General features: G+C 65.9%; 21 protein-coding genes. 13 read left to right on the forward strand and 8 right to left on the reverse strand.

The features are described from left to right. Positions 1 to 6 precede the first annotated feature (6 nt). Positions 7 to 393 (reverse strand): BlaI/MecI/CopY family transcriptional regulator, encoded by a 387-nt coding sequence (locus AC1DJB_RS09955; RefSeq protein WP_078105520.1) that lies wholly within the window; start codon positions 391 to 393, stop codon positions 7 to 9. 276 nt (positions 394 to 669) lie between these two features. On the opposite strand from AC1DJB_RS09955, the gene AC1DJB_RS09960 reads away from it, so the two are divergent. From AC1DJB_RS09960 to cydD, 3 genes are read left to right on the forward strand one after another with little or no spacing between them, the layout of a single operon-like run. Next, the gene (locus tag AC1DJB_RS09960) at positions 670 to 2,283 is read left to right on the forward strand and encodes a cytochrome ubiquinol oxidase subunit I (RefSeq protein ID WP_476910180.1); all 1,614 of its coding nucleotides are present in this window, start codon (positions 670 to 672) and stop codon (positions 2,281 to 2,283) included. 20 nt (positions 2,284 to 2,303) lie between these two features. Beyond that, positions 2,304 to 3,401: a cytochrome d ubiquinol oxidase subunit II gene (cydB, locus tag AC1DJB_RS09965; RefSeq protein WP_441437395.1), complete on the forward strand. Its 1,098-nt coding sequence runs from the start codon at positions 2,304 to 2,306 to the stop codon at positions 3,399 to 3,401. A gap of 3 nt (positions 3,402 to 3,404) precedes the next feature. Continuing rightward, positions 3,405 to 6,863, forward strand: a complete 3,459-nt coding sequence (cydD, locus tag AC1DJB_RS09970) for a thiol reductant ABC exporter subunit CydD (RefSeq protein ID WP_441437394.1) — start codon at positions 3,405 to 3,407, stop codon at positions 6,861 to 6,863. On the opposite strand, the gene AC1DJB_RS09975 is transcribed toward cydD, so the two are convergent. Both AC1DJB_RS09975 and AC1DJB_RS09980 read right to left on the reverse strand, forming a co-directional pair. Next, entirely contained in the window at positions 6,835 to 7,920 is a 1,086-nt protein-coding gene (locus AC1DJB_RS09975) for an NAD(P)H-dependent flavin oxidoreductase (RefSeq protein ID WP_284990728.1), read from the reverse strand. The two genes, cydD and AC1DJB_RS09975, sit on opposite strands and share 29 nt — an antisense overlap. A gap of 8 nt (positions 7,921 to 7,928) precedes the next feature. Beyond that, positions 7,929 to 8,447, reverse strand: a complete 519-nt coding sequence (locus tag AC1DJB_RS09980; protein ID WP_059389112.1) for a DinB family protein — start codon at positions 8,445 to 8,447, stop codon at positions 7,929 to 7,931. A 125-nt stretch (positions 8,448 to 8,572) separates the two neighbouring features. Here AC1DJB_RS09980 and AC1DJB_RS09985 point away from each other — a divergent pair, with 125 nt between their 5' ends. Then, the gene (locus tag AC1DJB_RS09985) at positions 8,573 to 8,953 is read left to right on the forward strand and encodes a VOC family protein (protein ID WP_059389111.1); all 381 of its coding nucleotides are present in this window, start codon (positions 8,573 to 8,575) and stop codon (positions 8,951 to 8,953) included. A gap of 41 nt (positions 8,954 to 8,994) precedes the next feature. Here AC1DJB_RS09985 and AC1DJB_RS09990 read toward each other — a convergent pair whose 3' ends face one another. Continuing rightward, positions 8,995 to 11,532, reverse strand: a complete 2,538-nt coding sequence (locus AC1DJB_RS09990; protein ID WP_476910181.1) for a DNA gyrase/topoisomerase IV subunit A — start codon at positions 11,530 to 11,532, stop codon at positions 8,995 to 8,997. A 54-nt stretch (positions 11,533 to 11,586) separates the two neighbouring features. On the opposite strand from AC1DJB_RS09990, the gene AC1DJB_RS09995 reads away from it, so the two are divergent. The 4 genes from AC1DJB_RS09995 (at position 11,587) to AC1DJB_RS10010 (ending at position 17,014) form a co-directional block, all read left to right on the forward strand. Then, on the forward strand, positions 11,587 to 14,280 hold the full coding sequence (locus AC1DJB_RS09995) for a bifunctional acetate--CoA ligase family protein/GNAT family N-acetyltransferase (RefSeq protein ID WP_441437392.1): 2,694 nt from the start codon (positions 11,587 to 11,589) through the stop codon (positions 14,278 to 14,280). A gap of 67 nt (positions 14,281 to 14,347) precedes the next feature. Further along, complete coding sequence (locus tag AC1DJB_RS10000) at positions 14,348 to 15,076, forward strand: DUF5998 family protein (RefSeq protein WP_307055134.1); 729 nt, start codon at positions 14,348 to 14,350, stop codon at positions 15,074 to 15,076. After that, positions 15,076 to 16,305: an alkaline phosphatase family protein gene (locus AC1DJB_RS10005; protein ID WP_284990722.1), complete on the forward strand. Its 1,230-nt coding sequence runs from the start codon at positions 15,076 to 15,078 to the stop codon at positions 16,303 to 16,305. Before AC1DJB_RS10000 ends, AC1DJB_RS10005 begins: the two co-directional genes overlap by 1 nt. After that, positions 16,298 to 17,014, forward strand: a complete 717-nt coding sequence (locus AC1DJB_RS10010; RefSeq protein ID WP_307055136.1) for a thymidine kinase — start codon at positions 16,298 to 16,300, stop codon at positions 17,012 to 17,014. The genes AC1DJB_RS10005 and AC1DJB_RS10010 overlap by 8 nt, the downstream gene beginning before the upstream one ends. Positions 17,015 to 17,037: 23 nt before the next feature. Here the strand turns inward: AC1DJB_RS10010 and sepH are convergent, their stop codons facing one another. Beyond that, on the reverse strand, positions 17,038 to 18,408 hold the full coding sequence (gene sepH, locus AC1DJB_RS10015; protein ID WP_441437390.1) for a septation protein SepH: 1,371 nt from the start codon (positions 18,406 to 18,408) through the stop codon (positions 17,038 to 17,040). A 283-nt stretch (positions 18,409 to 18,691) separates the two neighbouring features. Here sepH and AC1DJB_RS10020 point away from each other — a divergent pair, with 283 nt between their 5' ends. Further along, positions 18,692 to 18,991, forward strand: coding sequence for a DUF4193 domain-containing protein (locus tag AC1DJB_RS10020; protein ID WP_059389107.1), 300 nt, complete (start codon positions 18,692 to 18,694; stop codon positions 18,989 to 18,991). On the opposite strand, the gene AC1DJB_RS10025 is transcribed toward AC1DJB_RS10020, so the two are convergent. Beyond that, entirely contained in the window at positions 18,988 to 19,488 is a 501-nt protein-coding gene (locus tag AC1DJB_RS10025) for a DUF3093 domain-containing protein (RefSeq protein WP_476910182.1), read from the reverse strand. The genes AC1DJB_RS10020 and AC1DJB_RS10025 overlap by 4 nt on opposite strands. 110 nt (positions 19,489 to 19,598) lie before the next feature. On the opposite strand from AC1DJB_RS10025, the gene dut reads away from it, so the two are divergent. The 4 genes from dut to AC1DJB_RS10045 all read left to right on the forward strand — a co-directional run bounded on the left by dut (position 19,599) and on the right by AC1DJB_RS10045 (position 22,105). Beyond that, complete coding sequence (gene dut, locus AC1DJB_RS10030) at positions 19,599 to 20,111, forward strand: dUTP diphosphatase (RefSeq protein WP_059389105.1); 513 nt, start codon at positions 19,599 to 19,601, stop codon at positions 20,109 to 20,111. A gap of 110 nt (positions 20,112 to 20,221) precedes the next feature. After that, positions 20,222 to 20,971 carry a DUF3710 domain-containing protein gene (locus AC1DJB_RS10035; protein WP_476910183.1) on the forward strand — a complete coding sequence of 250 codons (750 nt, stop codon included), beginning with the start codon at positions 20,222 to 20,224 and terminating at the stop codon, positions 20,969 to 20,971. Further along, positions 20,964 to 21,317: a hypothetical protein gene (locus AC1DJB_RS10040; protein ID WP_059389104.1), complete on the forward strand. Its 354-nt coding sequence runs from the start codon at positions 20,964 to 20,966 to the stop codon at positions 21,315 to 21,317. Before AC1DJB_RS10035 ends, AC1DJB_RS10040 begins: the two co-directional genes overlap by 8 nt. After that, on the forward strand, positions 21,314 to 22,105 hold the full coding sequence (locus tag AC1DJB_RS10045) for a DUF3159 domain-containing protein (protein WP_284990715.1): 792 nt from the start codon (positions 21,314 to 21,316) through the stop codon (positions 22,103 to 22,105). The genes AC1DJB_RS10040 and AC1DJB_RS10045 overlap by 4 nt, the downstream gene beginning before the upstream one ends. On the opposite strand, the gene AC1DJB_RS10050 is transcribed toward AC1DJB_RS10045, so the two are convergent. Together AC1DJB_RS10050 and AC1DJB_RS10055 are read right to left on the reverse strand one after the other, a co-directional pair. Continuing rightward, on the reverse strand, positions 22,075 to 22,806 hold the full coding sequence (locus tag AC1DJB_RS10050) for a potassium channel family protein (protein WP_284990714.1): 732 nt from the start codon (positions 22,804 to 22,806) through the stop codon (positions 22,075 to 22,077). The genes AC1DJB_RS10045 and AC1DJB_RS10050 overlap by 31 nt on opposite strands. Then, positions 22,803 to 23,477: a potassium channel family protein gene (locus AC1DJB_RS10055; RefSeq protein WP_059389103.1), complete on the reverse strand. Its 675-nt coding sequence runs from the start codon at positions 23,475 to 23,477 to the stop codon at positions 22,803 to 22,805. The genes AC1DJB_RS10050 and AC1DJB_RS10055 overlap by 4 nt, the downstream gene beginning before the upstream one ends. Positions 23,478 to 23,507: the final 30 nt, after the last annotated feature.

A 23,507-nucleotide genomic window follows, 5' to 3' on the forward strand; every position in this document is an offset into this window, starting at 1 on the left:
GGGGGCTTAGTTTTTGCCGAGCAGCTTGCGCAGCGTGGCGGCTTCACTTTCGCTTACGGAACCGATGAACCGGGCCAGCACGGCTTCGCGGTCCGGGGCGGAGCCAAGGGCCTCGTGCATGAGGTCCGCCGTGTGGTCCGCGCGGCTCGAAACAGCCTGGTAGCGGTGCGGGCGGGTGCCGCGTTCGCGCTCCACGAGGCCTTTCTTCTCGAGGCGGGACAAGACCGTCAGCACCGTGGTGACTGCGAGGTCCTTGCCCTGGTGTCCTGCAATACCATCCGTGGCGGCGGAATCCTGCGCCAGCAGATCACGGAGTTTGTTGGCTGTCGCAGCCTCCTGGCCCGCCCAAAGGAGATCCATGACCGCCCGTTCCAGTTCGCCAAGACTTGCCATCAACGCATCCCTACTTTCCGCACTTGCCTTGCCCGTTTTCGCGGGCTGTATGGAAGTGCGACGATCCAACATTCCTCCCTCAATCTACCCCTTTTCGGGCGGCGATTCTACGTGAGGTAGAACATGCGGCGCGGCGTGTCCTTGCGGCACTGTGACACCGCTGGAAGAGTGGTGAGCACATCGCAGGGGTTTGTTCTACACTGTGTAGAAGAAGTCGGTTCTACGCAACGTAGAAAATGGACGCCGCCAGAGGGCGGCGGAACAATAAGGACAGCCATGGACGCCTTGGAAATCGCACGCTGGCAATTTGGAATCACCACGGTCTACCACTTCATGATGGTGCCGTTGACCATCGGGCTGGGCCTCGTGGTGGCCGTCATCCAGACCCTCTGGTATCGCACCGGCAAGGTGGAATACCTGCGGATGACCAAGTTCTGGGGCAAGCTCTTCCTCATCAACTTCATCATGGGCGTGGCCACGGGCATCGTGCAGGAATTCCAATTCGGCATGGCGTGGAGCGAATACAGCCGGTTCGTCGGCGACGTGTTCGGTGCGCCCCTGGCCTTGGAAGCGCTTCTGGCGTTCTTCGTCGAATCGACCTTCCTGGGACTCTGGATCTTCGGCTGGAAGCAACTCAAGCGCGGCATCCACCTCGCGTGCCTCTGGATCGCCGTGATCGGCTCGGTCTTCTCGGCCTATTTCATCATCGTGGCCAACTCCTGGATGCAGCACCCCGTCGGCGTCACGATGGTCAACGGGCGTCCCGTCATGACCGACGCCTGGGCGGTCTTCACCGACAACACCGCCATGGTGGCCGTACCCCACACGCTCTTCGGCGCGCTGGCCGTCGCCGGTGCGTTCCTCCTGGGCATCGCCTGGTACCACCTCTGGCGCCGCCGCCACGATGGCATTGACACCGTAGGAGCCGATGGCCGGGCCGTAGCAGGCGAAGCCGTCATTCCCGGACGGGACAAGGCCGACTACAAGGTGTGGATCACCTCCCTGCGGATCGGCGCCGTCGTCGCCATGATCTCGTTCGCCGGCACCGCATTCACGGGCGACTTGCAAGGCAAGCTGATGTTCGAACAACAGCCCATGAAGATGGCCGCGGCCGAGGCCGCCTGCCACGATGGCACCGGATTCTCCGTGCTGAGCGTGGGCAACCTCGGGTCCAAGAGCTGCAACGACATTGTGGCCGTGATCGAGGTCCCCGGCATCCTTTCCTTCCTGGCCAAGGGTGATTTCAACACCGAAGTGAAGGGCGTCAACAGCCTCCTTGACGAATACAAGGCCAAGTACGGCACCCACCTGCCGGACAATCCCCTGTACGGCGATCGGGCAGGCCAAGACATCCAGTACGTACCCGTCATGGAAGTGACCTACTGGGGCTTCCGCATGATGATCGGCTTCGGCGGGATCGCTGCCTTTGCCGCGTTGCTCGCCCTGTGGGTGACCCGCAAGGGCATGGTCCCGCAATCCCGCTGGATCATGCGCCTGGCGGTCTTCGGCATCCTCGCTCCCTTCGGTGCAAACGCCGCCGGTTGGATCTTCACCGAAATGGGCCGGCAGCCGTTCGTCGTCGCGCCCAATCCGGACGCCAGCGGCGTCGACCAAGTGTTCATGTTCACGGCCGCGGCCGTCTCACCCGGCGTCTCCGCCGCCGAGCTCATCACCTCGCTGGTCGTGTTGGCCTCCATCTACGCGGTCCTGCTGGTGGTCGAGGTCCGGCTGCTGGTCAAATACGCCCGGGGCGGAGTGGTGTCCGCCATGCCGGAGCTTGCCGAAGCCCGCCAGGGCGAAAAGAAGGAAAAGAAGGACGACGACGGCGGGACGCCGGGTGCTCCGGGCCAGCCCGGTGACAGCGACGACGTCCTGGCATTCGCCTACTAGGAAGCAAAGGGATCTTTCGAATGGAACTGTTGCCTACCGTCTGGTTCGTGGCCATCGCCGTGCTGTGGACGGGTTACCTCTTCCTGGAGGGCTTCGACCTCGGCGTCGGAATGCTCATGAAGCTCTTCGCCCGGAACAACACCGACCGCCGGGTGCTGCTGAACACGATCGGCCCGGTGTGGGACGGGAACGAAGTGTGGCTGCTGACCGCGGCCGGTGCCACCTTCGCGGCTTTCCCGCTGTGGTATGCCTCGTTGTTTTCGGCGCTCTACTTGCCGCTGCTCATTGTCCTGGTGGCCCTGATCTTCCGGGCTGTGGCCTTCGAGTACCGGGGCAAAGTGGACACCGCGCGCTGGCGGACCGTCTGGGACTGGGCGATCGCCTTGGGCTCGTTCACGGCCGCGTTCGGCATCGGCGCTGCCCTCGCGCTGACCACCACCGGGCTGCCGATCGACTCGAACGGCGACCGCCAGGGCGGCCCCTTTGCCTGGTTCAGCGGATACGCGGTGCTGGGCGGATTCGCCGTGGTCGCGTTCGCCCTGGTGCATGCGCTCGCGTTCCTGGCACTGAAGACCGACGGCGAAGTGCGCCACCGGGCGCGCCGCTGGTTTGTGCGGCTCGCCCCGCTCGCATTGCTGCCGCTGCTGGCATGGATGGTCGCCGTGCAGCTGCTCAGCGGCAAGCCGTTGACGTGGATCCTGGTGGCCCTCGGAGTCCTTGCAGCGGCAGGCGCCTGGGTCCTCGCCCGCCGCGGCGCTGAGGGCAAGGCTTTCGGAGCCCTGGGTGCGTTCCTGGTGTGCGCCACTGCGTCCATCTTCGGTGCGGCGTTCCCCGTGGTCATCCCGTCCACCTTGAACCCTGCCTTCAACCTCACCATTTCCAACGCCTCGTCCTCCGCCTACACCCTGGGGCTGATGAGCATCGTGGCTGCCGTCGGCTTGCCCCTCGTCATCGCCTACCAGGCCTGGACCTATTGGGTGTTCCGCCGCCGCGTGAGCGCTGCACATATTCCCCCCGCACATGGTTTCCTCCCCGCCATCGCGGCAAAGGTGCTGGTGGGCCATGCGGCGCCGGGCGGACCAGCCGCCAAACACTCACCCCACGACGCCGGCGAGTAGCGGATGAAGCCCCAGCTGCCTGCCGGACCCGCCACCCGATCGGCTTTGTATTTCCTTGGCCTGCTGTCCTCACTCAAGGCCTTGTCCCTGGTACTGATTGCGCAGGCCATCGCGGGGATGCTGTCCGGACTTGCGGCAGGCGGCTTGGGGTGGCGCGAAGGACTCCTTTGGGGCGCCGCCGGCGCTGTCCTGCGCTCGCTGACAGTCTGGGGCCAGGGAGTCGCGGCGCGCCGCGCGGCCCTCGGGGTCAAGGAAGAGCTGCGGTCCCGGCTGCTCGGGCGGGCACTCGGCCCCGGGGCAGCGGGACGGGTCGGCGACGTGAACGACGGCGGCCTCGCCGTGCTTGCGACCCGGAGCCTTGATGCACTGGACAACTACTACACCCAGTTCCTTCCCGCGTTGGTCAATTGTGCCGCTTTGCCCTTGCTCCTCGGCGTACGGATCCTCTTCGCGGACTGGGTCAGCGCCGTGGTGGTGGTGCTGACCCTGCCGCTGGTCCCGCTCTTCATGGTCCTGATCGGCCGCCATACCGAGGACCGGGTGCGCGAAGCCCAATCCACGCTGCGGAGGCTCTCGGGGCACATTCTGGAGTTGGCCAAGGGACTTCCGGTGCTGGTTGGACTGGGTCGCGCGGGAGAACAACGCGCAGCCCTTGAGGACCTCTCCGAGGAATACCGCTCGCGCACCATGGGAACCCTGCGGACTGCCTTCCTGTCGGCTCTCGCCCTGGAACTCATAGCCACCATCTCCGTCGCCGTCGTGGCCGTCTTCATCGGGGTTCGACTCGTGGCCGGCGACATGGGTCTGGAAGCAGGCCTGCTGGCCCTCATCCTGGCCCCCGATTGCTATCTTCCCCTGCGCGAGCTGGGCACTGCCCACCACGCCAGCGACGACGGGCGTGAGGCTTTGGCTGCAGCCACCGCCGTGCTGGAGTCGCCGGCGGGACGCCCGCTGAATGACGGGCACGACGACGGCGCGCACGCCAGCAGCGGGGCGCCAGCCGGCGTCGTGGTCACCAGACTGACGGTGACGTACGCGGGAAGGACGGCTGCCGCCGTCGGGCCCATCGGCTTCAAGGCTCCGGCCGGGCAGATCACCGCCCTTGACGGCCGCAGCGGTTCCGGCAAGAGCACCATCGTAGGTGTCCTCGCCGGCACGATCGGCGACGGTCCGCTGGCAACCCTCGAAGGGTCCGTCACCGGACTGGAAGCCGGAGCGGTCGCTTGGGTTCCGCAGCATCCCGTCATGGTCGCCGGCACGGTGCTCGACGAGATCATCCTTTACCTGAACGGCGGCAACCAGGACTTCGCGCCGTCCGGCCCTGGATCCACGCCGGACGCTGATATCGCAAGGGCCATGCGTTGCCTGGAGCAGGCCGCCGCGGAGCACCTCGCGTTCAAACATCCTGCCGAGTTGAGCCCTGGCGAAGTGCGGCGGGTGGCCGTGGCCCGCGGCTTGGCGCGCCTCGACGCCGGTGCCACGGTCCTGCTGCTCGACGAACCCACCGCCCACCTCGACGCCGCGTCCGCGGACGCCATCCGTTCGGCGATCGCGGGGCTGCGGGGGGCCGCGACTGTCATCCTCGTGGCCCACGACGCCGCGACCCGGAAGCTGGCGGACAACGTAGTGAGCGTCGACGGCGGGACGAGCGACCGCGTGGCCGCGCAGGAACACTCCGGTCCCGTGGGCCTGGAATCCGCCGTGTCCGTGCCTCCTCCGCTCCGGGGCGACGCGACTCCGGGAACTACACCGGACGGGGGAATTGAACCCCGCACCGCCATCTCCACGCTCAAGGCCCTCGCACGGATCCTGGCGCCCGTCCGCTACAAGTTCGCCGTTGCCGTGCTGCTCGCGGCGCTCGCCGCCTTGTTTGCCGTGGCACTGTCCGGGCTGTCCGGCTGGCTCATCATCCGGGCCAGCGAGCAACCGCCCATCCTGTACTTGCTTGGAGCGATCGTGGGCGTCCGGTTCTTCGGGATAGGCCGGGCGGTGCTGAGGTACGCCGAACGGCTGGTCGTCCACGACACGGTCTTCGCCGCCATGACGAGGCTCCGGGGCGCGCTCTGGGCAACTCTCAGCGCCCGGGCGCTGTCCTTGCGGCGGCTCCTGCAGGGCGGCAATGTCCTTGGAGCTGTGGTGGACGACGTCGATACGCTGCGCGACGTTCTGCCGCGCGTCGTGCTTCCCCCGCTGTCAGCGCTCGCCGTCGCGGTGTCGGCGGTGGTCGCCTCGGCGCTGCTGGTTCCCGCCACCGTGCCGGCGGTTGCAGCGACCGCCGTGGTTGGGCTGGTCCTGGCTCCGGTTCTTGCCCTGACAGCGGACCGCAACGCGGCACGCGCCGAGCAGGAACTGCGCTCGCTCGTTCTGCGCGATGTTGCCGCGGCCCTCGACGCCCGCGCGGAGCTCAGCGCCAACGGCGTCGCCGGAGCAGTCCTGTCGTCCTTGACCCGGAAGGACAACGCAGCCACGGTGGCAGCACAGCGTTCCGCGTGGGCTGATGGAATCGGCCAGGGGCTGACCGTGCTTGCCTGCACCCTGGGAGCCCTGGGGGCTGGGATTTTGGCAGCACCTTCAGTGCAGGCCGGAACGGTCGCGCCGGCGGTGCTCGCCGTCGTCGTCCTTGTCCAGCTGGCCCTCGCGGAACCCTACGCGGCGGCAGTGTCCGCCGTGCGGCAGGGTCCGGCATTGGCCGCGGTACTGCGGCGGATTGCCCAGTCAGGTGCCTTCGATACGCCGGAGGTCGACGGCGGTGTGCTGACGCTGCCGGAACGACCCGACGGCTCTTCGGGGCTGCTGCTGGATGGCCTTGAAGCGTCCTGGCCCGGCAGCGCGCCTGTATTCGGAGGGCTCAGCGCCGAAGCGGTGCCCGGACGCTGGCTCGCGGTCACCGGACCCTCCGGCTCGGGGAAATCCACGCTGCTCTCCGTGCTGCTTGGCTTCCTGCCCGCATCATCCGGGAGGGCCTACATCGGCGGGAAGGCCGCGTGGTGTCCCCAGGAGGCCCATCTCTTCGACTCCACGATTCGAGGCAATTTGCTGCTCGCCCGCCCGGCCGGCCGCAAGCCTTCCGAAGCGGATATGTACAAGGCCTTGGGCGCCGTCGGGCTTTCCGGAGTGGTTTCCGGGCTTCCCGGTGGTCTCGATAGCCGCATTGGCCCCTCGGGTTCGTTCTTGAGCGGCGGCGAACGCCAACGGCTGGCCATGGCACGCACCCTCCTCACAGGAGCAGCTGTGCTGCTCCTGGACGAGCCGACCGCCCATCTCGACGCCGAGGCCGGGCGGCTCATGATGGCGGAGCTGCGCGCCGGGCTGAAGGACGTCACAGTGGTCCTCGTGACCCACAACCCGGCCGACATCGACGGGAAAGATTCCCGGCTTGATCTCGGCTCGCCGTCGGCGCTCCCGGAGCTGGTGCGCGGGAACTGGCCCGAAGTTACGTTTGTCCGAGCCGCCCGAGGGTAGCGTCCACAGACTCGACGATATTGTCCACGAGTTTCCGGGCGTCGTCCTCCCTGATGAGCGGCGTCGATTGGCCTGCCCACAGCGACATCAGGCCCGGGATTCCCTGTGCCGCCGCGGCGGGCCGGAACTTGCCGGTCAGCCAGTTCTGGATCGGGAACGGGGCATGCACGGAAGGATCGGCGAGCTCCGCGATGATCCTGTTGGGGATGCCGCGAGCCAAACGGCCGCTGAGGGCACGGGTCAGGACCGTGTGGGCGGCGCCGGGTCCGCGCATCGCGGCCAGGTGTGCGGGACTGATGGCTGACTGCCGCGTGGCCAGGAAGGCCGAACCGATCTGGACGGCGTCCGCGCCCAGCGCCAACGCGGCAGCGACTCCACGGCCATCCGAGATACCGCCGGCCGCGATGACCGGAACCGAGACGGCATCCACCACCTGGGGCACCAGGGCCATGGTCCCCACGAGCGAGTCCTCCGGGGCGCGCAGGAAGGAAACCCGGTGTCCGCCGGCCTCCATCCCCGTGGCGACGATGGCGTCCACGCCGCCGGCATCCAAGGCCACCGCTTCGTCAACAGTGGTCGCGGTACCGACCACCACAATGCCGTTCCGCCGGGCCTGTTCAATGACGGCCCCCGATGGAACACCGAATACGAAGCTCAGCACAGCCGGCCGGGCCTCGATGGCCGCTTGGATCTGTTCCTGCAGATCGGGCAGGTAGGCGTCCGGTTGCGCGGGTGGTTCCACGCCCACCAGCTCGAAGTACGGCCGGAGGATGTCCACGTAGGCGGCGAACTGACCGGGGTCCGCGGTTGGCGGCTCCTCGCCCTCGATGGGGAGCCAAAGATTCAGTGCGAACGGTTTCCCGGTGGCCTCCCTGAGGTCGCGGGCCGTGGCCGCAATCCGTTCCGCATCGTAGCCGTAGAGGCCGTACGAACCCAGCCCGCCGGCTTCGCTGACTGTGGCCGCCAGCTCCACCGATGACAGGCCGCCGAATGGTCCGAGGACAATGGGCAGATCAATGGTGAACAGGCGGGTTGCCCTCGTGTCTTTCCACGACATCGCGGCGCCTAGCCGTCCACGTCGTGCAGGTGATGGACGACATCGTGCAGGAAGTACTGGGCGAACGTCAGCACTGTGAACGTCGAGCCGTTGCTGCGCACCCCCGTGCGGGGCCATTCGTCCTCGTGCACGGCAGCGAAGGAGTTGGCAATCTGGGTGCCCTCGGCGGCCAGCTGCCCAGCGACTTCGGCCGGATCCGCATTCGCGTAGTCGCCGTCGATCGCGGCCTTGTCCTGGTCCCAATTGGCGAAGCGGGCGTCGTCCTCCCGCAGCATCAAGTTCAGGCGCTGGTCGAAGAGGCTGAAGACATCCCGCACGTGGCAGGCATACTCCAGCGGTGACCACGTGTGTTCGTCCGGGCGGGTGGAGGCGTCCTCCCGGCGCAAAACGGCCCGCCAACGCGGCAGCATGTTCAGGACTGTCCCCGGGACGGTGGACGGCGTCACAGTGGCGGCGTCGAAGCCGCACTCGGGACAGGGCGTGGACAGGACCCAGGTCCAGTCCTTGTCATCGGGAATGATCGGCATGGCAGTAGTCTAGGGCCCGGATTCCTGATCCGGTCACACCGCACGTAGAGCGCCCTGTTCCAGCCCTGATCAGCCCGATCAGGAGTAAAGTTAGGTGCTGGGGAAGCCTGGAAAGTGAAACTGCCATGCTAAAGGATCTAAACGTCGCCGGCGTGCTCCCTGCCAGCGATATCGCCCGCGCACGCGACTTCTACCGCGACAAGCTAGGCCTCGAACCGGATAACCCGGAAGCCACAGACAACCTGATGTACAAGTGCGCCAACGGCACAGCCTTCCTGCTCTACGAGACGCCCAATGCCGGGACCGCGAAGAACACCCAGTTGGGATTCCAGAGCACGGACCTGGACCAGGACATGGCCGATCTCAGGGAACGCGGAGTGGTCTTCGAAGAGTACGACTTCCCGGGCCTGAAGACCGAAAACGGCGTAGCCACCATGCCGAGCGGAGAACGGGGAGCCTGGTTCCTCGATTCGGAAGGAAACATCCTCAGTATCGCCACGATGTAGCCCAGCGCGGCCGGGACGTACCCTTCAACGGCTACGTCCCGTCATTTCTCGCCGGCGTTTCCTTCTTCCCAAGCCATGCTCGCACCGATGGCATCCACGGGCTGGGAGAGGGGAACGCCGGAGCCGTCGCGGCGGCCGTGTTCTTGTGGGAGGGCACGGGCAACGCCGGCGCTGGATGACGCCTTCGCCGGACCATGGCCCGCCCACCCGAGCAGGAGTGTGTCTTCACCCTTGAGGAAACGGTGCGCCCGCACGCCTCCGGTCGCCCGGCCCTTGGCCGGGTACTCCTCGAACGGGGTGATCTTCGCCGTGCCCGGAGCGGTTCCCGGCAGCGCGCCGTTGCTGCCCGCAATCGTCACCACGACGGCGGCTGGATCATTGGCGCGCACCGTGCCGAAGTGGATGACGTCGTCGCCGACCCCCAGCTTGATTCCCGCCATGCCGCCGGCGGTACGGCCCTGCGGCCGAACGGCGGAGGCGCTGAAACGCAGGAGCTGCGCAAGCCGGGTCACGAAGACGAGGTCGACGTCGTCGTCCTGGGCGGGCTCCACGCCCACCACAGTGTCCTTGTCCTTGAGGGCAATGATTTCCCAGTCTTCGCGGTTTAGCGGGTAGTCAGGCTGGACGCGCTTGACGACGCCCTGGGCCGTACCGATGGCCAACACCGCATCCAGCGGCACGAACGCCACGAGCGATTCGCCCTTGAGCAGGGTGATGAAGTCTTTTGCCGCGACGCCCCCGGCAAGGTTGGGCAGGACGGACATTGCCGGCAGTGCCGGCATGTCCATGACCTGTACCCGCAGCATGCGGCCCTGCGAGGTGACCGCGCCGATCTCGCCGCGTGCGGTTGTCTTGACCACGGAGCGGTAGACATCATGCTTGCTCCGCGGGCCGGATTCGGCCAACGGCTCCTGATTGGAGGTCCGTGCGATCTGGCCGGAGGCGCTCAGGAGGGCCCAGCAAGGGTCATCGGGGATTTCGAGCGGGAGCGCGGCGGCCTTGCCCTTGCCGGCCGGGACGGCTGCTGCGAGGGCGGCGGCGACGGTGGGGGAGACAGCCTCGGATTCAAGGAGGACCGTGCGTCTCGGGGTACCGTACTTCTCGGCCACTTCGGCCAACTCTCCGGACACCAGCTCGCGCAGGAGCACGTCGGATGCCAGGATCGCCTCGAGCTCGGCGATCTCGCGCCGCAGTTCTTCCTGCTCCTTCTCGAGTTCGATGCGCGAGTACTTGGTCAGTTGGCGCAGGCGGAGTTCCAGGATGTAGTTGGCCTGGATCTCTGACAGGTCGTAGATGGACATCAGCCGTTCGCGGGCAGCCGATGCCTCGTCCGAGGAGCGGATGATCTGGATAACCTCGTCGATGTCGACGATCGCGATCAACAGGCCCTCCACCAGGTGGAGGCGGTCCTTTTTCTTTCCCAAGCGGAAGGCTGTGCGACGGCGCACGACGGACAGGCGGTGGCCGACGTACACCTGCAGGAGCTGGAGTAAGCCCAAGGTCTGCGGCTGCCCATCCACCAAGGTCACGTTGTTGATGCCGAAGGAGTCTTCCATCGGCGTGAACCGGTAGAGCTGCTGCAGCACGGCGTTGGGGTTGAAGCCGTTCTTGATCTCGATCACGAGCCGCAGTCCGTGCTTGCGGTCAGTGAGGTCCATGACGTCGCTGATGCCGCTCAGCTTCTTGGCGTTGACGGCATCCTTGATCTTTTCAATGACCTTCTCCGGACCCACCATGTAGGGGAGCTCGGTCACCACGAGGCCGGTGCGGCGCGCCGTGAGCTGCTCGATCTCCACCTTGGCGCGGGTCTTGAATGAACCGCGTCCCGTGGCGTAGGCGTCACGGATTCCGTCCAGGCCCACGATCCGGCCGCCGGTGGGCAAATCCGGGCCGGGCACGAACCGCATGACATCTTCCAGCGTGGCATCCGGGTTGGCGATGAGGTGCCGGGCGGCCGCGATGACTTCCACGAGGTTGTGGGGTGCCATGTTGGTGGCCATGCCGACGGCGATGCCCGTAGTGCCGTTGACCAGCAGATTGGGGAAGGCGGCCGGGAGCACGTCCGGCTGGGTGAGCTGGTTGTCGTAGTTGGGGACGAAGTCCACCACGTCTTCGTCGAGGTTCTCGGTCATCGTCATCGCAGCCGCGGCGAGCCGGGCTTCCGTGTAGCGCGGTGCTGCCGGGCCGTCGTCGAGCGAACCGAAGTTTCCGTGCCCGTCGATCAGGGGCAAGCGCAGCGAGAAGTCCTGTGCCATGCGGACCATGGCGTCATAGATGGCCGCATCACCGTGGGGGTGCAGCTTTCCCATGACTTCGCCCACCACGCGGGCACTCTTCACATGGCCGCGGTCCGGGCGCAGGCCCATGTCGCTCATCATGTACAAGATGCGCCGCTGAACGGGTTTGAGGCCGTCGCGCGCATCGGGGAGCGCACGGGAATAGATCACCGAATACGCGTACTCCAGGAAGGAGCCTTCCATTTCGGAAGTGACGTCGATATCGATGATGTTCTCGGTGAAGTCCCCGTCGACAGCGGCCGAGGCCGCGTTTGAGCGGGAGGGACTTTGGCTTCGTGCCATGGAGTCGGTGGATCCTTAAACGTGTACTGCGGAAGACTTGGCTAGGCTAAGCCTATGGTGGATCAGCCGGGCGCCGGCGTATATCCGGAATATTGGGAGGCCGATGTCGTGCTTCGCGACGGCGGAACGGCCCACTTGAGACCAATCTCACCCGAAGATGCCGGCGCCCTCCAAGCCTTCCATACGGCGCAGTCCGAGACGTCCATCTACATGCGGTTCTTCTCGTTCAAGCCGAGGCTCTCCAGCAAGGAACTGCACCGCTTCACAGAGGTGGACCACAAGGACCGGGTGGCGTTTGTCATCACCATCGGCGGAGAGATCGTCGGCGTCGGCCGCTACGATCGGCTCGATGACCCCACGGAGGCCGAAGTGGCCTTCAATATTTCCGATGTCCAGCAGGGCCGGGGCATCGGCTCCATCCTGCTCGAACACTTGGCCGCGGCCGCGCGGGAGAACGGCATCCGCCGCTTCACGGCCGAGGTCCTGCCGGAGAACCGCAAAATGCTGCGGGTCTTCGCCGATGCCGGCTATGAGCTTGCGCGCAAATTCGACGACGGCGTCGTCAGCGTTGAATTCAACATCGACCCCACCGCAAAATCCCTCGCCGTCATGGAATCGCGGGAACACCGCGCCGAGGCCCGCAGCGTGCGGGACTTGCTTGCGCCGTCGTCGATCGCGGTGGTGGGCGCCAGCCGCCGGTGGGGGACCGTCGGGCACCAGTTGCTTGAGCACATCCTGGATGGTGGATTCACCGGTGCGGTCTATGCGGTCAACCCTGAAGCCTTCGAGGTGGGCGGCATGAAGTCGTTCGCCCGGATCGGCGAAGTCCCCGGGCCGGTGCAGCTCGCCATCGTCGCTGTGCCTAACGAGGAAGTGCCGAAGGTCGTGGACGAGTGCGGGGCGGCCGGGGTCAAAGGCCTCGTGGTCGCCACAGCAGGGTACGCGGACGACGGCGAGCGGGGGCTGCGGAGGCAACGTGAGCTCGTGCGCCAGGCGAGGTCCTATGGGATGCGCGTGATCGGCCCCGAGTCCTTGGGGATCGTGAACACGAACCCGGAGGTTTCCCTCAACGCCTCCATGGCCCCGCACCTGCCCCGGCGCGGGGGACTGGGGCTGTTTTCGCAATCCGCGGCCATCGGGGTCTCCGTCTACGCGGCAGCGAGCCGCCGGGGCCTGGGCCTTTCCTCGTTCTTGTCTGCCGGCAACCGCGCCGATGTCTCCGGCAACGACGTCATGCAGTTCTGGGAAGACGATCCCGATACTGTCGCCGTCGGGCTCTATTTGGAGTCGATCGGCAATCCGCGCAAGTTCTCCCGCCTGGCCCGCCGATTGTCGCGGAGCAAGCCGGTCATCGTCGCCAAATCGGATGTGACGGGGCTTCGGCTTCCGCCGGGGCACGTGGTGAGGACCACACTGGCGCCTGCGGCCGCCCTGGACGCGATGATGCGCCAAGCCGGCGTCATCGCCGTCGAAACCATCGAACAGCTCATGGACGTGGCGCAGATCGTGTCCAGCCAGCCCCTGCCCAAGGGCCCGGCGCTCGCCGTCTACAGCAATTCCGCGGCCTTCGGCAAGGTCGTGGCGGACAACGCGGCGCCCCAGGGGCTCGTCGTCGACAGGATCGTCACCGACGTAGATCTGGACGCGGGGATGTCCGCATCGCGGGACGGGCTGCGGCGCAGCCTCCGGAAGAATCTTGCAGACGATTCCGTGCATGCGGTAGTGGCGGCCATGGTGCCGTCCCGCAGCCTCACGATGGAAGCGATCGCGGGAGTGCTCGCTGAATGCGCGGCGGAGGCCGGAAAGCCCGTCGTGGCGGCATTCACCGGGATCCTCGACACTTCCGTGCAACTGGACGGATTACTCGCCCCAAACGGGGAGTCCGGACCTTCCCTTCCTTGCTACTCCAGCGCGGGCAGCGCAGTGGCGGCCTTGGCGGCTGTGGTCCGTTACGCGAAGTGGCTGGACCGGGACCAAGGCATGTTCATCGAGCCTCCTGGTTGCGACCGCGAAGGTACCCGCGAACACATCGAGCGGCTCCTGTCTGCTGTCGCGGGGGAGCAATTGGTACGGCTCGACGGCGGCGAATCGGCCGCGCTTCTGTCCCGCTACGGAATCCCCGTGGTGCCGTCGGCTGTGTTCGAGAGCGACGACGAAGCGGTAGACGCCGCCGAACGGCTCGGCTGGCCCGTGGTGCTCAAGACCACGGATCCCGCCCTCCGGCACCGCCTGGACCTGGGAGGCGTGCGTCTCGACATCGAGGATGCGGACTCGCTTCGGCGCAACATCGCGCAGATGCGTCGCGCACTAGAGCCCTACGGTTCATCGGCCATAGAGGTGCAGACCATGGTTCCAGTGGGACAGGCGTGCACCTTCCGGGCCATCGAGGATCCGCTCCTGGGGCCCGTGGTCTCTTTCGGTTTGGCGGGAGACGCCGTGAACCTCCTGGACGATTGGGCGCACCGGGTACCTCCCTTATCCACGACTGATCTCCACGACTTCATCAGGGCACCCCGGGCTTCCCTGAAACTGTTCGGCTACCAAGGGCTGCCGGCCGTGGACGTGGCCGCCCTCGAAGACCTCGGAGCACGGCTGGTCCGGCTCAAGGATGAACACCCCGAAATCGCGCTCGTGGAGTTCAATCCCGTCCTGGCCGGGACCCGGGGCGCGAAAATCCTTGCCGCCGAGGTGTGGATCGGGAACGCCGCACAGCGCACAGACAGTGCCCGCCGTGCGATGCTCAGCTGAGCTGGCAGTTGACCGCCGGAGGGCCGGACGGTTATGAAGTCCCCAGCCGATCTGTGAAAATGGGGGTATGAGCTCGAAGTCCCCGACGCCTCCGTCCGGTCCGGCTACCACCGGGCACCATGCAACACACAACCACAGCTCGCAGGGGCAGAGCCTGGACCAGGCACTTCAACGGGCAGGCTTCTATCCTGTCCTGGTTGCCGATGTTGTGGCCGACGCCTTGGACGGGCGCGACTGCCTTGCGCATCTGGTGCATTTGGAAACACATTTCGACCGTGCCGAGGTCCGGCGGCACATCACGGTCCTCGTCCTCACCGAGGACATGCTGGTGATCACCCACGTCGACGACCAGCAGCTCGACGAAGCCGGGGAGCAGATCGTCGCCCAGATTTCCACCGAGTCCGTCCCCGTGGCACAGATCCGCTCGGTCGTCCTCAGCTACATGTATGCGCAGCCGCAGAACTACACTCCCAGCGACCCCGTCAGGGAGCTGACCCTCTCCATTGCCTGGTCCGGAGGCCAGCGGCTGGACGTGGGACCCGCCAGCTGCGGCGATCCCCAGTGCGAAGCCGACCACGGATACACGGGCACCATCTCCCAGGAGGACATCGTGCTGCGGATCAGCTCCGAGGCTGACGGACCCCGGGCCGTTCAGGACGCGAAGGTCTTTGCCCGCGCGCTGCGGGCCGTGAATACGGGCGCGCCCGGGCCCTCGGTTCACGCAAGTACCATCTCCGGTCCGCGACTCCGCTCCGGCGTCTTCGGCAACAGGCTGAGCCGCGGGCACCAGCGCTGATGGCGACGTCGGAACCCGTCGCCCAGGACACCGTCCCCGTTACCGGCGCCATCCCCGAGCTTCCCGGCGCGCCGCTGTATGGCAGCAAATCGATCGCCGAGGTTTTCACGAGCGCCGCGGCGAGCATGGGCCTGCCCGGCTTCGACAACAAACTGCACTTGCCCGCATCGCAACGCGTGTGCGTTGTTCTCGCCGATGGCCTGGGGCGCAATCTCCTGAAACAGAAGGCCGCGCACACCCCGTTTCTGAGGTCGATTGCGAATTCGGGACAGGGTGCCGTCCCGGTGTGGCTTGATTCGGCTTTTCCTTCCACCACGGCATCGTCCTTGGCCAGCCTTGGAACCGGCCGCACGCCCGGTGAACACGGCATGGTGGGCTATGACGTCCTGGATCCTGCCCAGGACAAGGTAGTCAACTTGCTCGGCAATTGGGACGCTGGTGTCGACCCCTTGCGTTGGCAGCCGTTCCCGACAATCTTCGAACGGGTGGCCGCTGACGCCGACGTCGTCACCGTGAGCCTGCCCCAGTTCGGGGCGTCGCCGATGACCCGCGCGGCGCTCCGGGGAAGCCGGTTCGTGGGCGGCACCTCGCTCCATGCCCGGACGGCAATGGCGGGGGAGGAAATGGCTGCGGGAACCCCCTCCCTCATGTACTTCTACGTCAACGAGCTGGACAAAGCCGGACACCGCTACGGCTGTCAGTCCGATCGCTGGGAGCACCAGCTCGAGGAAATCGATTCGACGGTCAAGAGGCTCTCTGCCTCACTGCCGGCGGGGACAACCATCCTGCTCACGGGCGACCATGGAATGCTCGACGTTCCCGAGTCTCAGCGCATCGACTATTCCGCCGATCCTGCCCTTATCGCAGGGGTGCGGCACACAGCGGGCGAGCCACGCATGGTCCACCTGTACCTCGAACCCGACGCCCGGGAGCTTCACCGGGACGCCCTGCTGGATGCCTGGCGCGCCCGCTTCGGCGACCGGATCTGGGCCTTCACGCGCGGGCAGGCCCTTGAAGCAGGACTCTTCGGGGTCCTTCGGCCGGAGGTTTCCCCCCGGATCGGGGATGTCATGATCGCGGCCCGGGACACCTTGGCGCTCTACGACGTCCGCCGCGTCCGTCCGACTGCCTTGGAGGTGGTGGGGCAACATGGTTCGCTGACCAAGGCGGAGCGTGAAGTTCCCTTGCTATGCTTCCAAGCCGGAGGTCCCAAGGGCCGCCGTGGCTGAACTCATTTTCTTCTCCGGAACCATGGACTGCGGCAAGTCCACCCTTGCCTTGCAGATGGATTACAACCACCGTGCCCGCGGCCGGGGCGGGGTCCGGTTCAGTTGCAACGACCGCGCCGGCGGATCCGTCATCTCCAGCCGTCTCGGGCTCCAGACGGACGCAGTGGAAGTCATTGACACCACCGATTTCTGGGACGAAGTTGTCCGACGCCGGACCACGGGCCTCAAGGTGGACTACCTGATCTGTGACGAAGCCCAGTTCTACTCACCCGTGCAAGTGGAACAGCTGGCGCGCGTGGTTGACGAGATGGGCGTAGACGTGTTCGCTTTCGGAATCACGTCCGACTTCCGCACCCGGCTGTTCCCCGGATCCCAGCGTTTCGTCGAGCTCGCGGACAGGGTCCAAGTCCTGCAAGTGGAAGCGCTTTGCTGGTGCGGCCGCCGGGCGACACACAATGCGCGGACCGTGGACGGCATCATGGTGGTTGAAGGCGAGCAAGTCGTGGTGGGAGACGTTGCCAGGGAGGCCGGACAAGCGGAGGTCACCCCGGAGCAAATCGACGCGTCGCACCCGGTTGTCGGGTACGAGACCCTATGCCGAAGGCACTACATGCGCCGGGTCACCGCTCATGGAGCCAATCTCATGGCGAGCCGGGATCAGTTGCTGCCGTTCGACGTCGACGCTTGCCTTTGGCACGGCGCCGGCTGAAGCCGCAACGAATTGAACGCTGCCTAGTCTCCGCGCGTCCCGAAGACGATTTCATCCCAGCTCGGAATGCTGGAGCGCTTGGGCCGTGACGGCTGGCGCTCGGCCGCTCCCGCGTCGGAAGTTTCTTCATCCTTCTGCCCGGAACGGGTGGGCTTCGGCTCTTCGCGATCCCGCCGGGGAGCGCCGCCGAGCAATTCGTCCAAGCCCGCCCGCGGCGATGCTGCTCCCGGGGTTCGCGCCTCGTCCTGGCCGGTCTGACCGTCGTGATCGTTCCTGCCGCGCAACATGGTCACGGGGCGCAGCGGACCGGGGATCACCGTGATTTCACGGGTGTCCGTGCTGACGCCGTCGTGAAGGTGGAGGGAATCGTCTTCCTTGTCGTCATGCTTCGGGGCCAGGCTCAGCCGCGACAGCATGGATGCACGCGCGTCACGGCGGCTGGGGGCCGGCCCGGATTCAGGCTGCTGGACCGTTGCCGTATCGGCCGGCTCTTTGTCAGCTGCGTCGCTGTCCGCACGTTCGTCGTCGACGTCGCCAGGACGTGGATGCGCAGCCGGAACGCCGCTGCTCAGAAGCAGCGCCAACGCGTCGTCACTGTCTTCGTCAAGTCCCAGCCTCTGTCCGCGACGCGAGCGCAACATGTCAAGGAGCCCATCGGCTTCCTTCGTGGCAGCGGCGGCAGCCGCGCGTGCGGCGGTCCCGGCATCGGCCTCAAAGTCAAAGGGCCGGTCGGAGACGGCCGCGAGCCGCCGCGCCGGTACGGGCCCATCAAGTGGTTCCAGTTCGCTGAGCTGCTGGGCCCAGCGGTTGGCGTTCTGGATGGATTTGCGGGCGGGATGGAACGTCCACATCGCGGGCGGTTCTTCGCCGATGCTCTCCAGGCTGCCTGGCTTGGTTTCGAAGCGTGCGACGACGGTCCACGTGCCATCGGTCCGGCGCCAGGAATCCCATTCCACGCTAGAGGAATCGATTCCGTGGGCCGTGAGCCGGTGTGCGACCATTTCGCCCAGGCTTGCGGGTTCATCGCCGAACGCTGCGCGGTAGGCGTCCTGGCCGGGGGCAGGGGCAGCGACTTCGACTTTGCGTGCCTGCTGGGCGATGTACTCGCGCTCTGCAAGCACAGGGCCCTCATACCGCTGCACGTTGGCGAGCGGCATCCCGGACAGCTCCGCCACTTCCGCGGCCGTAGCGCCGCTGCGGATGCGTGACTGAATGTCACGGGGGGACATGGCGACGGGCGTGATCGAGGAACGTGCGGCCACCTGGGCAGGTGTCCGGCTCGCTGCAACCCGCAACGCCTCATCAATCGGAAGCTGGAACATCTCGCCGCCGGTACCGCTCAACAGGAGATGTCCGCCGTCGTCGTGGACGCCAACCAGCCGTAGATCCCGCATAAAATCCTCCACCATGGCCTATCTGACATTCGAAACTCTGCCACCCGGTACGGCCTTTTCCTACTAGGACAAAGGGCGCGCCGCGATATTCCGCGATTTCCGGCATTCCGTGCGCAGGCGATCGGCACCGGGGTATGGACATTCGAGACATCCGGGAGGACAATCTGCCCGATATCGGGCACAAAAATGCGGCCCGCTGCGTTACATCCTTAGACCGGGCGAGGTTCCGGTCTACAGGATCGCAAGCCCTGCGTGACGTGCACGGGAGAACGAAGAAGGGACCATGGCAACGGACTACGACGCCCCTCGGAAGACCGAAGAAGACACCGAGGACTCGATCGAGGAACTCAAGTCGCATCGCACCGAGAAACAGTCGTCATCGGCTGTTGACATCGATGAGACTGACCTCGCGGACGCCTACGAGCTCCCCGGGGCGGACTTGTCCGGCGAAGAGCTGCTGGTCCGCGTCCTGCCTCCGCAACCGGACGAATTTACGTGCTTCAATTGCTTCCTCGTCAAACACCGCTCCCAGATTGCGCGGGAGAAGGACGGGCACCTTTATTGCAAGGAATGCGAAAGCTAGCCTCGTGAAGACTGCGTGGACAGCGCTGCCAGAAGTTCTTCGGGGCGGCGCGTGGACGTCAACCAGTACGGGGTGCGGTCCGCCGGGTCGGTGATTTCAATACGCACCACGGGATCGATCCAGCCCCGGAGGCACAGGAACGCCAGTCCGTGGAGACGGGTTCCGCGCTCCGCGGTGGCCTCGTCCTTGTGGTACGCGGTGACGGCGCCGACAAACTCGCGCTGGATAGTAGCGCGTCCCACTTGGACGGTGTCCCGGTCAACCACAATCGCCGGGGTGGACAACACCAGCATGGTGGTCATGATCGCAAAGAGGACCAGCGCGGCGATAAGCCCCGCGGTGATGCTGATCGGCGCGAACATCAAGATGCCCGCGGCGGACAAGCCGACCACCACAATCCAAATCCAGGGGGAGGGCCAGAGCTTTTCCGTAAACAGGACGCCCGTTCCACTCGAGGAATGGTGCGGCGCGGGTACGGAAGCAGTCGATTCAGGCATACCACCAGCTTATCGGGACTGTGCCCCCGGGAATTAACGCCCCTCATGCCCTGCGGCCGGCGTGCGGCCGCAACCGGGGAAGCACTCCGTGGGCGATAGAATGTGTGACTGTGAGCCACGAGACAGCAGTAGCCAGCCCAGCAGACACCTCCGCCGAATACGGCGCGCCGACCCTTCAGGTCCAACTGAAAATGCTCGACGCCGGATTGGAAGCGCCGTCCTACGCCCACCCCGGTGACGCCGGGGCGGACCTTCGGGCCCGCGCGGACGTATCGCTTGCGCCGGGTGAGCGGAAGCTTGTTCCCACGGGCGTCTCAATCGCACTGCCGAACGGCTTTGTCGCGCTGATCCACCCCCGGTCAGGGCTGGCAACCAAGCACGGACTCACGGTGGTGAACGCTCCCGGGACGGTTGATGCCGGCTACCGAGGTGAAATTTCCGTGACGCTTTTGAATACCGACCAAAACCACGCAATCGAACTCAAGCGCGGCGATAGAATTGCTCAAATGGTGATCCAGCGCGTCGAGTATGCGCAGTTCGTATCCGTGGAGGAGTTGTCCGACACCTCGCGCGGCACCGGCGGCTTTGGATCCACCGGAGGCTTCGCGCCGGCCGTGAGCTAGCAACAACCCTCGACAATCGGCGCCGCACGGAGCTGATTGCCATGCTGCCCGCGAGTTGATGGGCAGTCTGCGGTTTACTGGGGATAGACCACTACTAAGGAGACAACCCGATGCTTTTTGGGCGCGGAAAGAAGTCCAAGGCTGAGCAGCCGAAAGACAACGGTACTGAGCAGGCCAATGCCGCGACGACGCAGCAGGACGCCGGCACGGTAGCCAGTGGAGCCGCCAAGGGCGACTTCCGCCTGTCCAAGGGGCCATTGGATGCCAGCGAAATAGAGAGCCAGGATGGCTACGTGGATCTTGGCGCCTTGCTGATCGAGCCTTCCGATGGCCTTCAATTGCGCCTCGAAGTAGAAGAAGCAACCCAGCGGGTAGTGGCCGTCACCATGGACCTCGATGGCTCGAGCCTCCAGCTCCAAGCATTTGCCGCGCCACGCTCCGAAGGGCTGTGGGACGAGATCCGCGAACAAATCGGCCAGTCCGTATCCAGCCAAGGAGGCGAAGTCGAGGAGATCGTCGGCACCTTCGGCACGGAACTCATCGCCAAGCTTCCCACCGAATCCGCCGACGGCGGCCGTGGCTTCCGGGCCGCCCGGTTCATGGGCGTGGACGGACCCCGCTGGTTCCTCCGTGGCGTCATCGGCGGCAACGCGGCCTTGGACAGGAAAGCGGCCGAAGGACTGGAGAACCTCTTCCGCAAGGTTGTGGTCATTCGCGGAGACAACCCCATGCCGCCCCGCGAGCTGCTTCAGCTGAAGCTTCCCAAGGATGCTGTGGCCTCCGGCCAGCACGGCGCTCCCCATGAAACGCCGGAGCTTCAGCGGCCGGAACGCGGCCCGGAGATCACCCAGATTGGCTGACAAAGCGGCGCGTGCCGCTGCCGCCCATGGCAGCTCGGCGTCCCTGCCCCTCACTGAACTCCCTGTCCGGGGCAGGGTCGACTGCACGGGTTTCATCGAGTCGGTCACCTACCAGCCCGCCAATGAGCAAGCACACTTCTCGGCTATCGTCGTCGACCGGATTGCGCATAGGGGCGACACCGGTCCGTTGACCCGACTCCGCGTCATCTGGCTCGGGCGCCGCAAGGTGCCCGGTATTGAACCAGGGACGGTCCTGCGGCTCGAGGGCATGGTCACGCCGAAAGACGGGATGCCCACAATGTTCAATCCGCGCTACGAAATCCTCTCCCGGCAGGAGCACCAATGACCGTCGCCAATGGATCCGGCCCCCACGAAAAACCAGCGGAGGAGGAGCCCGGCTCGGCCGAGGAGGCCAGGCAGGGCGCCCAGGGGCCGAGCATTGCGGACATTGCCGCCGGCTACGCCGAGAAAGCCGGACTCCAACGCAACAGCCACGGGCACGTGGATATCCTCAAATCCGCCGGGGGTGTCCAGGGCATAGCCGAGAGCATCGTGCCAGGCCTCGTCTTCCTGATCGCTTTCATGGTCACCCGCGACCTTCCGGCGTCCCTGATCGCCTCCCTCGCGGCGGCAGCCGTCTTCACCGTAGTCCGGCTTGTCCAACGGCGCCCGTTGACCCAGGCGCTTGCGGGGATCGCCGGCGTCGCCATCTCCGCTTGGCTCGCGAACACCACCGGCAAGGCCGAGGATTTCTACGTCCTGGGCTTCTATACGAATATCGCCTACATCGCCGGAATGGTGCTGTCGATCCTGCTCAAGTGGCCGATCGCCGGCCTGCTTTTCGGATTCGTCCGCAACGAGGGCTTCGAATGGCGGAAGAACCCGGAGCGCCTGCGGGCCTACGCCATCGGCACGTGGGTAGTCATTGCCGTCCTGGCACTACGGCTGGTGGTCCAGGTGCCCCTGTATTTCATGGGCGAACCCGGCCTTGCCGCGCTCGCTACCATGAGGCTGATCATGGGCGCTCCGCTATACATCCTTGGGCTCTGGATTGCCTGGCTTCTGACCCGGCCGGTGCCGGGCCAGAAGCCGGATCGTGATCCTCAGCCGTCGAAGCCGTCGTCGTCGGACTGATCCGAAAACTCTTCTTCGACGTCAACTGAGCCGTGGTCCGCGGCGGACGGGGAAAGCAGCCCCCTGAGGCCGTCCTCAGCCGCAATGGTGGTGACGAAGAACAGCTCGTCGCCGCCGTCGATCACGTCGTCGCGGCTCGGCGTGATGGGCGCATGGTCCCGAAGGATCGCCACTAGGGTGGCGTCTTCGGGCCATTCGATGCCGCCCACGGTGCTGCCGATGATGTGCGAGTCGTGGGGAACGGTGAATTCCACGAGTGAGGAGACGCCCGTCTGCAAGGTCAGCAAGCGGACAAGGTCACCGATTTCCACGGCTTCTTCCACGAGCGCCGTCATGAGCTGCGGGGTGTTGACTGCGACGTCGACGCCCCAGGAATCGTTGAACATCCAGTCGTTCTTGGGATTGTTGACCCGGCCAACCGTGCGGCCCACACCGAATTCGGTCTTGGCCAGCAAGGACACCACGAGGTTGACTTTGTCGTCGCCGGTCGCGGACACGACGACGTCGGCCCCTTCCAGCTTCGCTTCCTGCAGCGTGCTCAATTCGCACGCGTCGCCCACGAGCCAGCGCGCCCCGCGGAGCCCGCTGCGACCGATGACCTCCGGTTTGAGGTCGATCAGCATGATCTCGTGTTTGTGGGCGAGCAATTCACGCGCGATCGATGAACCGACGCTGCCCGCGCCGACAATAACGACTTTCACTCAGACTCCTTGGCAGGTGCGCTGGAAAGGATGCGCGCCACCTCGGCGCTGCGGTCCAGATTCAACATGGCGTGCACGGTGTCGCCCTCCTGGTACGCCGTTCCGGCCTGGGGCAGGACGCCCTCTCCAAAACGGGTGAGGAAAGCGACACGGATTCCGGATGCTGCTTCGATGGCAGTCAGCGGGTGCCCGATCCAGCCTTGGTCGAGGTCCACTTCGGACAAAACCAACCGGCCCGAGGGTTCGCGGTAGTCGCCCGCCAAGTGTTGCTCGGGCAGGATCCGGCGCAGGACCTGGTCCGCGCTCCAGCGAACGGCGGCTACCGTGGGGATGCCCAGGCGCTGGTAGATTTCGGCGCGGCCGGGATCGTAGATGCGGGCAACAACATGCGAAACATGGAAAGTCTCACGGGCTACCCGGGTGGCGAGGATATTGGAGTTGTCACCGCTGGAGACGGCGGCGAAGGCGTACGCTTCCTCGCAACCTGCCTGCTTGAGGGTGTCCCGGTCGAAGCCGACGCCGGTGACTTTCCTGCCGGTGAACCCGCTGCGCAGGCGGCGGAAAGCACGGTCGTCCTGGTCGATGATTGCCACCGAATGGCCGGCGTCTTCCAAGGTGTGCGCCAACGTTGCGCCAACTCGTCCGCAACCCATGATCACAAAGTGAGCCACGGTTTCTCCTTCACTCTTATGCATGCCGCT

The sequence above is a fragment of the Arthrobacter sp. 01T428 genome (assembly GCF_056398685.1).

What these genes read in the sequence shown, in the direction of transcription:
- AC1DJB_RS09955 (WP_078105520.1), bottom strand. Translation starts at nt 393, where the DNA reads ATGGCAAGTCTTGGCGAACTGGAACGGGCGGTCATGGATCTCCTTTGG.
- AC1DJB_RS09960 (WP_476910180.1), top strand. Translation starts at nt 670, where the DNA reads ATGGACGCCTTGGAAATCGCACGCTGGCAATTTGGAATCACCACGGTC.
- cydB (WP_441437395.1), top strand. Translation starts at nt 2,304, where the DNA reads ATGGAACTGTTGCCTACCGTCTGGTTCGTGGCCATCGCCGTGCTGTGG.
- cydD (WP_441437394.1), top strand. Translation starts at nt 3,405, where the DNA reads ATGAAGCCCCAGCTGCCTGCCGGACCCGCCACCCGATCGGCTTTGTAT.
- AC1DJB_RS09975 (WP_284990728.1), bottom strand. Translation starts at nt 7,920, where the DNA reads ATGTCGTGGAAAGACACGAGGGCAACCCGCCTGTTCACCATTGATCTG.
- AC1DJB_RS09980 (WP_059389112.1), bottom strand. Translation starts at nt 8,447, where the DNA reads ATGCCGATCATTCCCGATGACAAGGACTGGACCTGGGTCCTGTCCACG.
- AC1DJB_RS09985 (WP_059389111.1), top strand. Translation starts at nt 8,573, where the DNA reads ATGCTAAAGGATCTAAACGTCGCCGGCGTGCTCCCTGCCAGCGATATC.
- AC1DJB_RS09990 (WP_476910181.1), bottom strand. Translation starts at nt 11,532, where the DNA reads ATGGCACGAAGCCAAAGTCCCTCCCGCTCAAACGCGGCCTCGGCCGCT.
- AC1DJB_RS09995 (WP_441437392.1), top strand. Translation starts at nt 11,587, where the DNA reads ATGGTGGATCAGCCGGGCGCCGGCGTATATCCGGAATATTGGGAGGCC.
- AC1DJB_RS10000 (WP_307055134.1), top strand. Translation starts at nt 14,348, where the DNA reads ATGAGCTCGAAGTCCCCGACGCCTCCGTCCGGTCCGGCTACCACCGGG.
- AC1DJB_RS10005 (WP_284990722.1), top strand. Translation starts at nt 15,076, where the DNA reads ATGGCGACGTCGGAACCCGTCGCCCAGGACACCGTCCCCGTTACCGGC.
- sepH (WP_441437390.1), bottom strand. Translation starts at nt 18,408, where the DNA reads ATGCGGGATCTACGGCTGGTTGGCGTCCACGACGACGGCGGACATCTC.
- AC1DJB_RS10020 (WP_059389107.1), top strand. Translation starts at nt 18,692, where the DNA reads ATGGCAACGGACTACGACGCCCCTCGGAAGACCGAAGAAGACACCGAG.
- AC1DJB_RS10025 (WP_476910182.1), bottom strand. Translation starts at nt 19,488, where the DNA reads ATGCCTGAATCGACTGCTTCCGTACCCGCGCCGCACCATTCCTCGAGT.
- AC1DJB_RS10035 (WP_476910183.1), top strand. Translation starts at nt 20,222, where the DNA reads ATGCTTTTTGGGCGCGGAAAGAAGTCCAAGGCTGAGCAGCCGAAAGAC.
- AC1DJB_RS10045 (WP_284990715.1), top strand. Translation starts at nt 21,314, where the DNA reads ATGACCGTCGCCAATGGATCCGGCCCCCACGAAAAACCAGCGGAGGAG.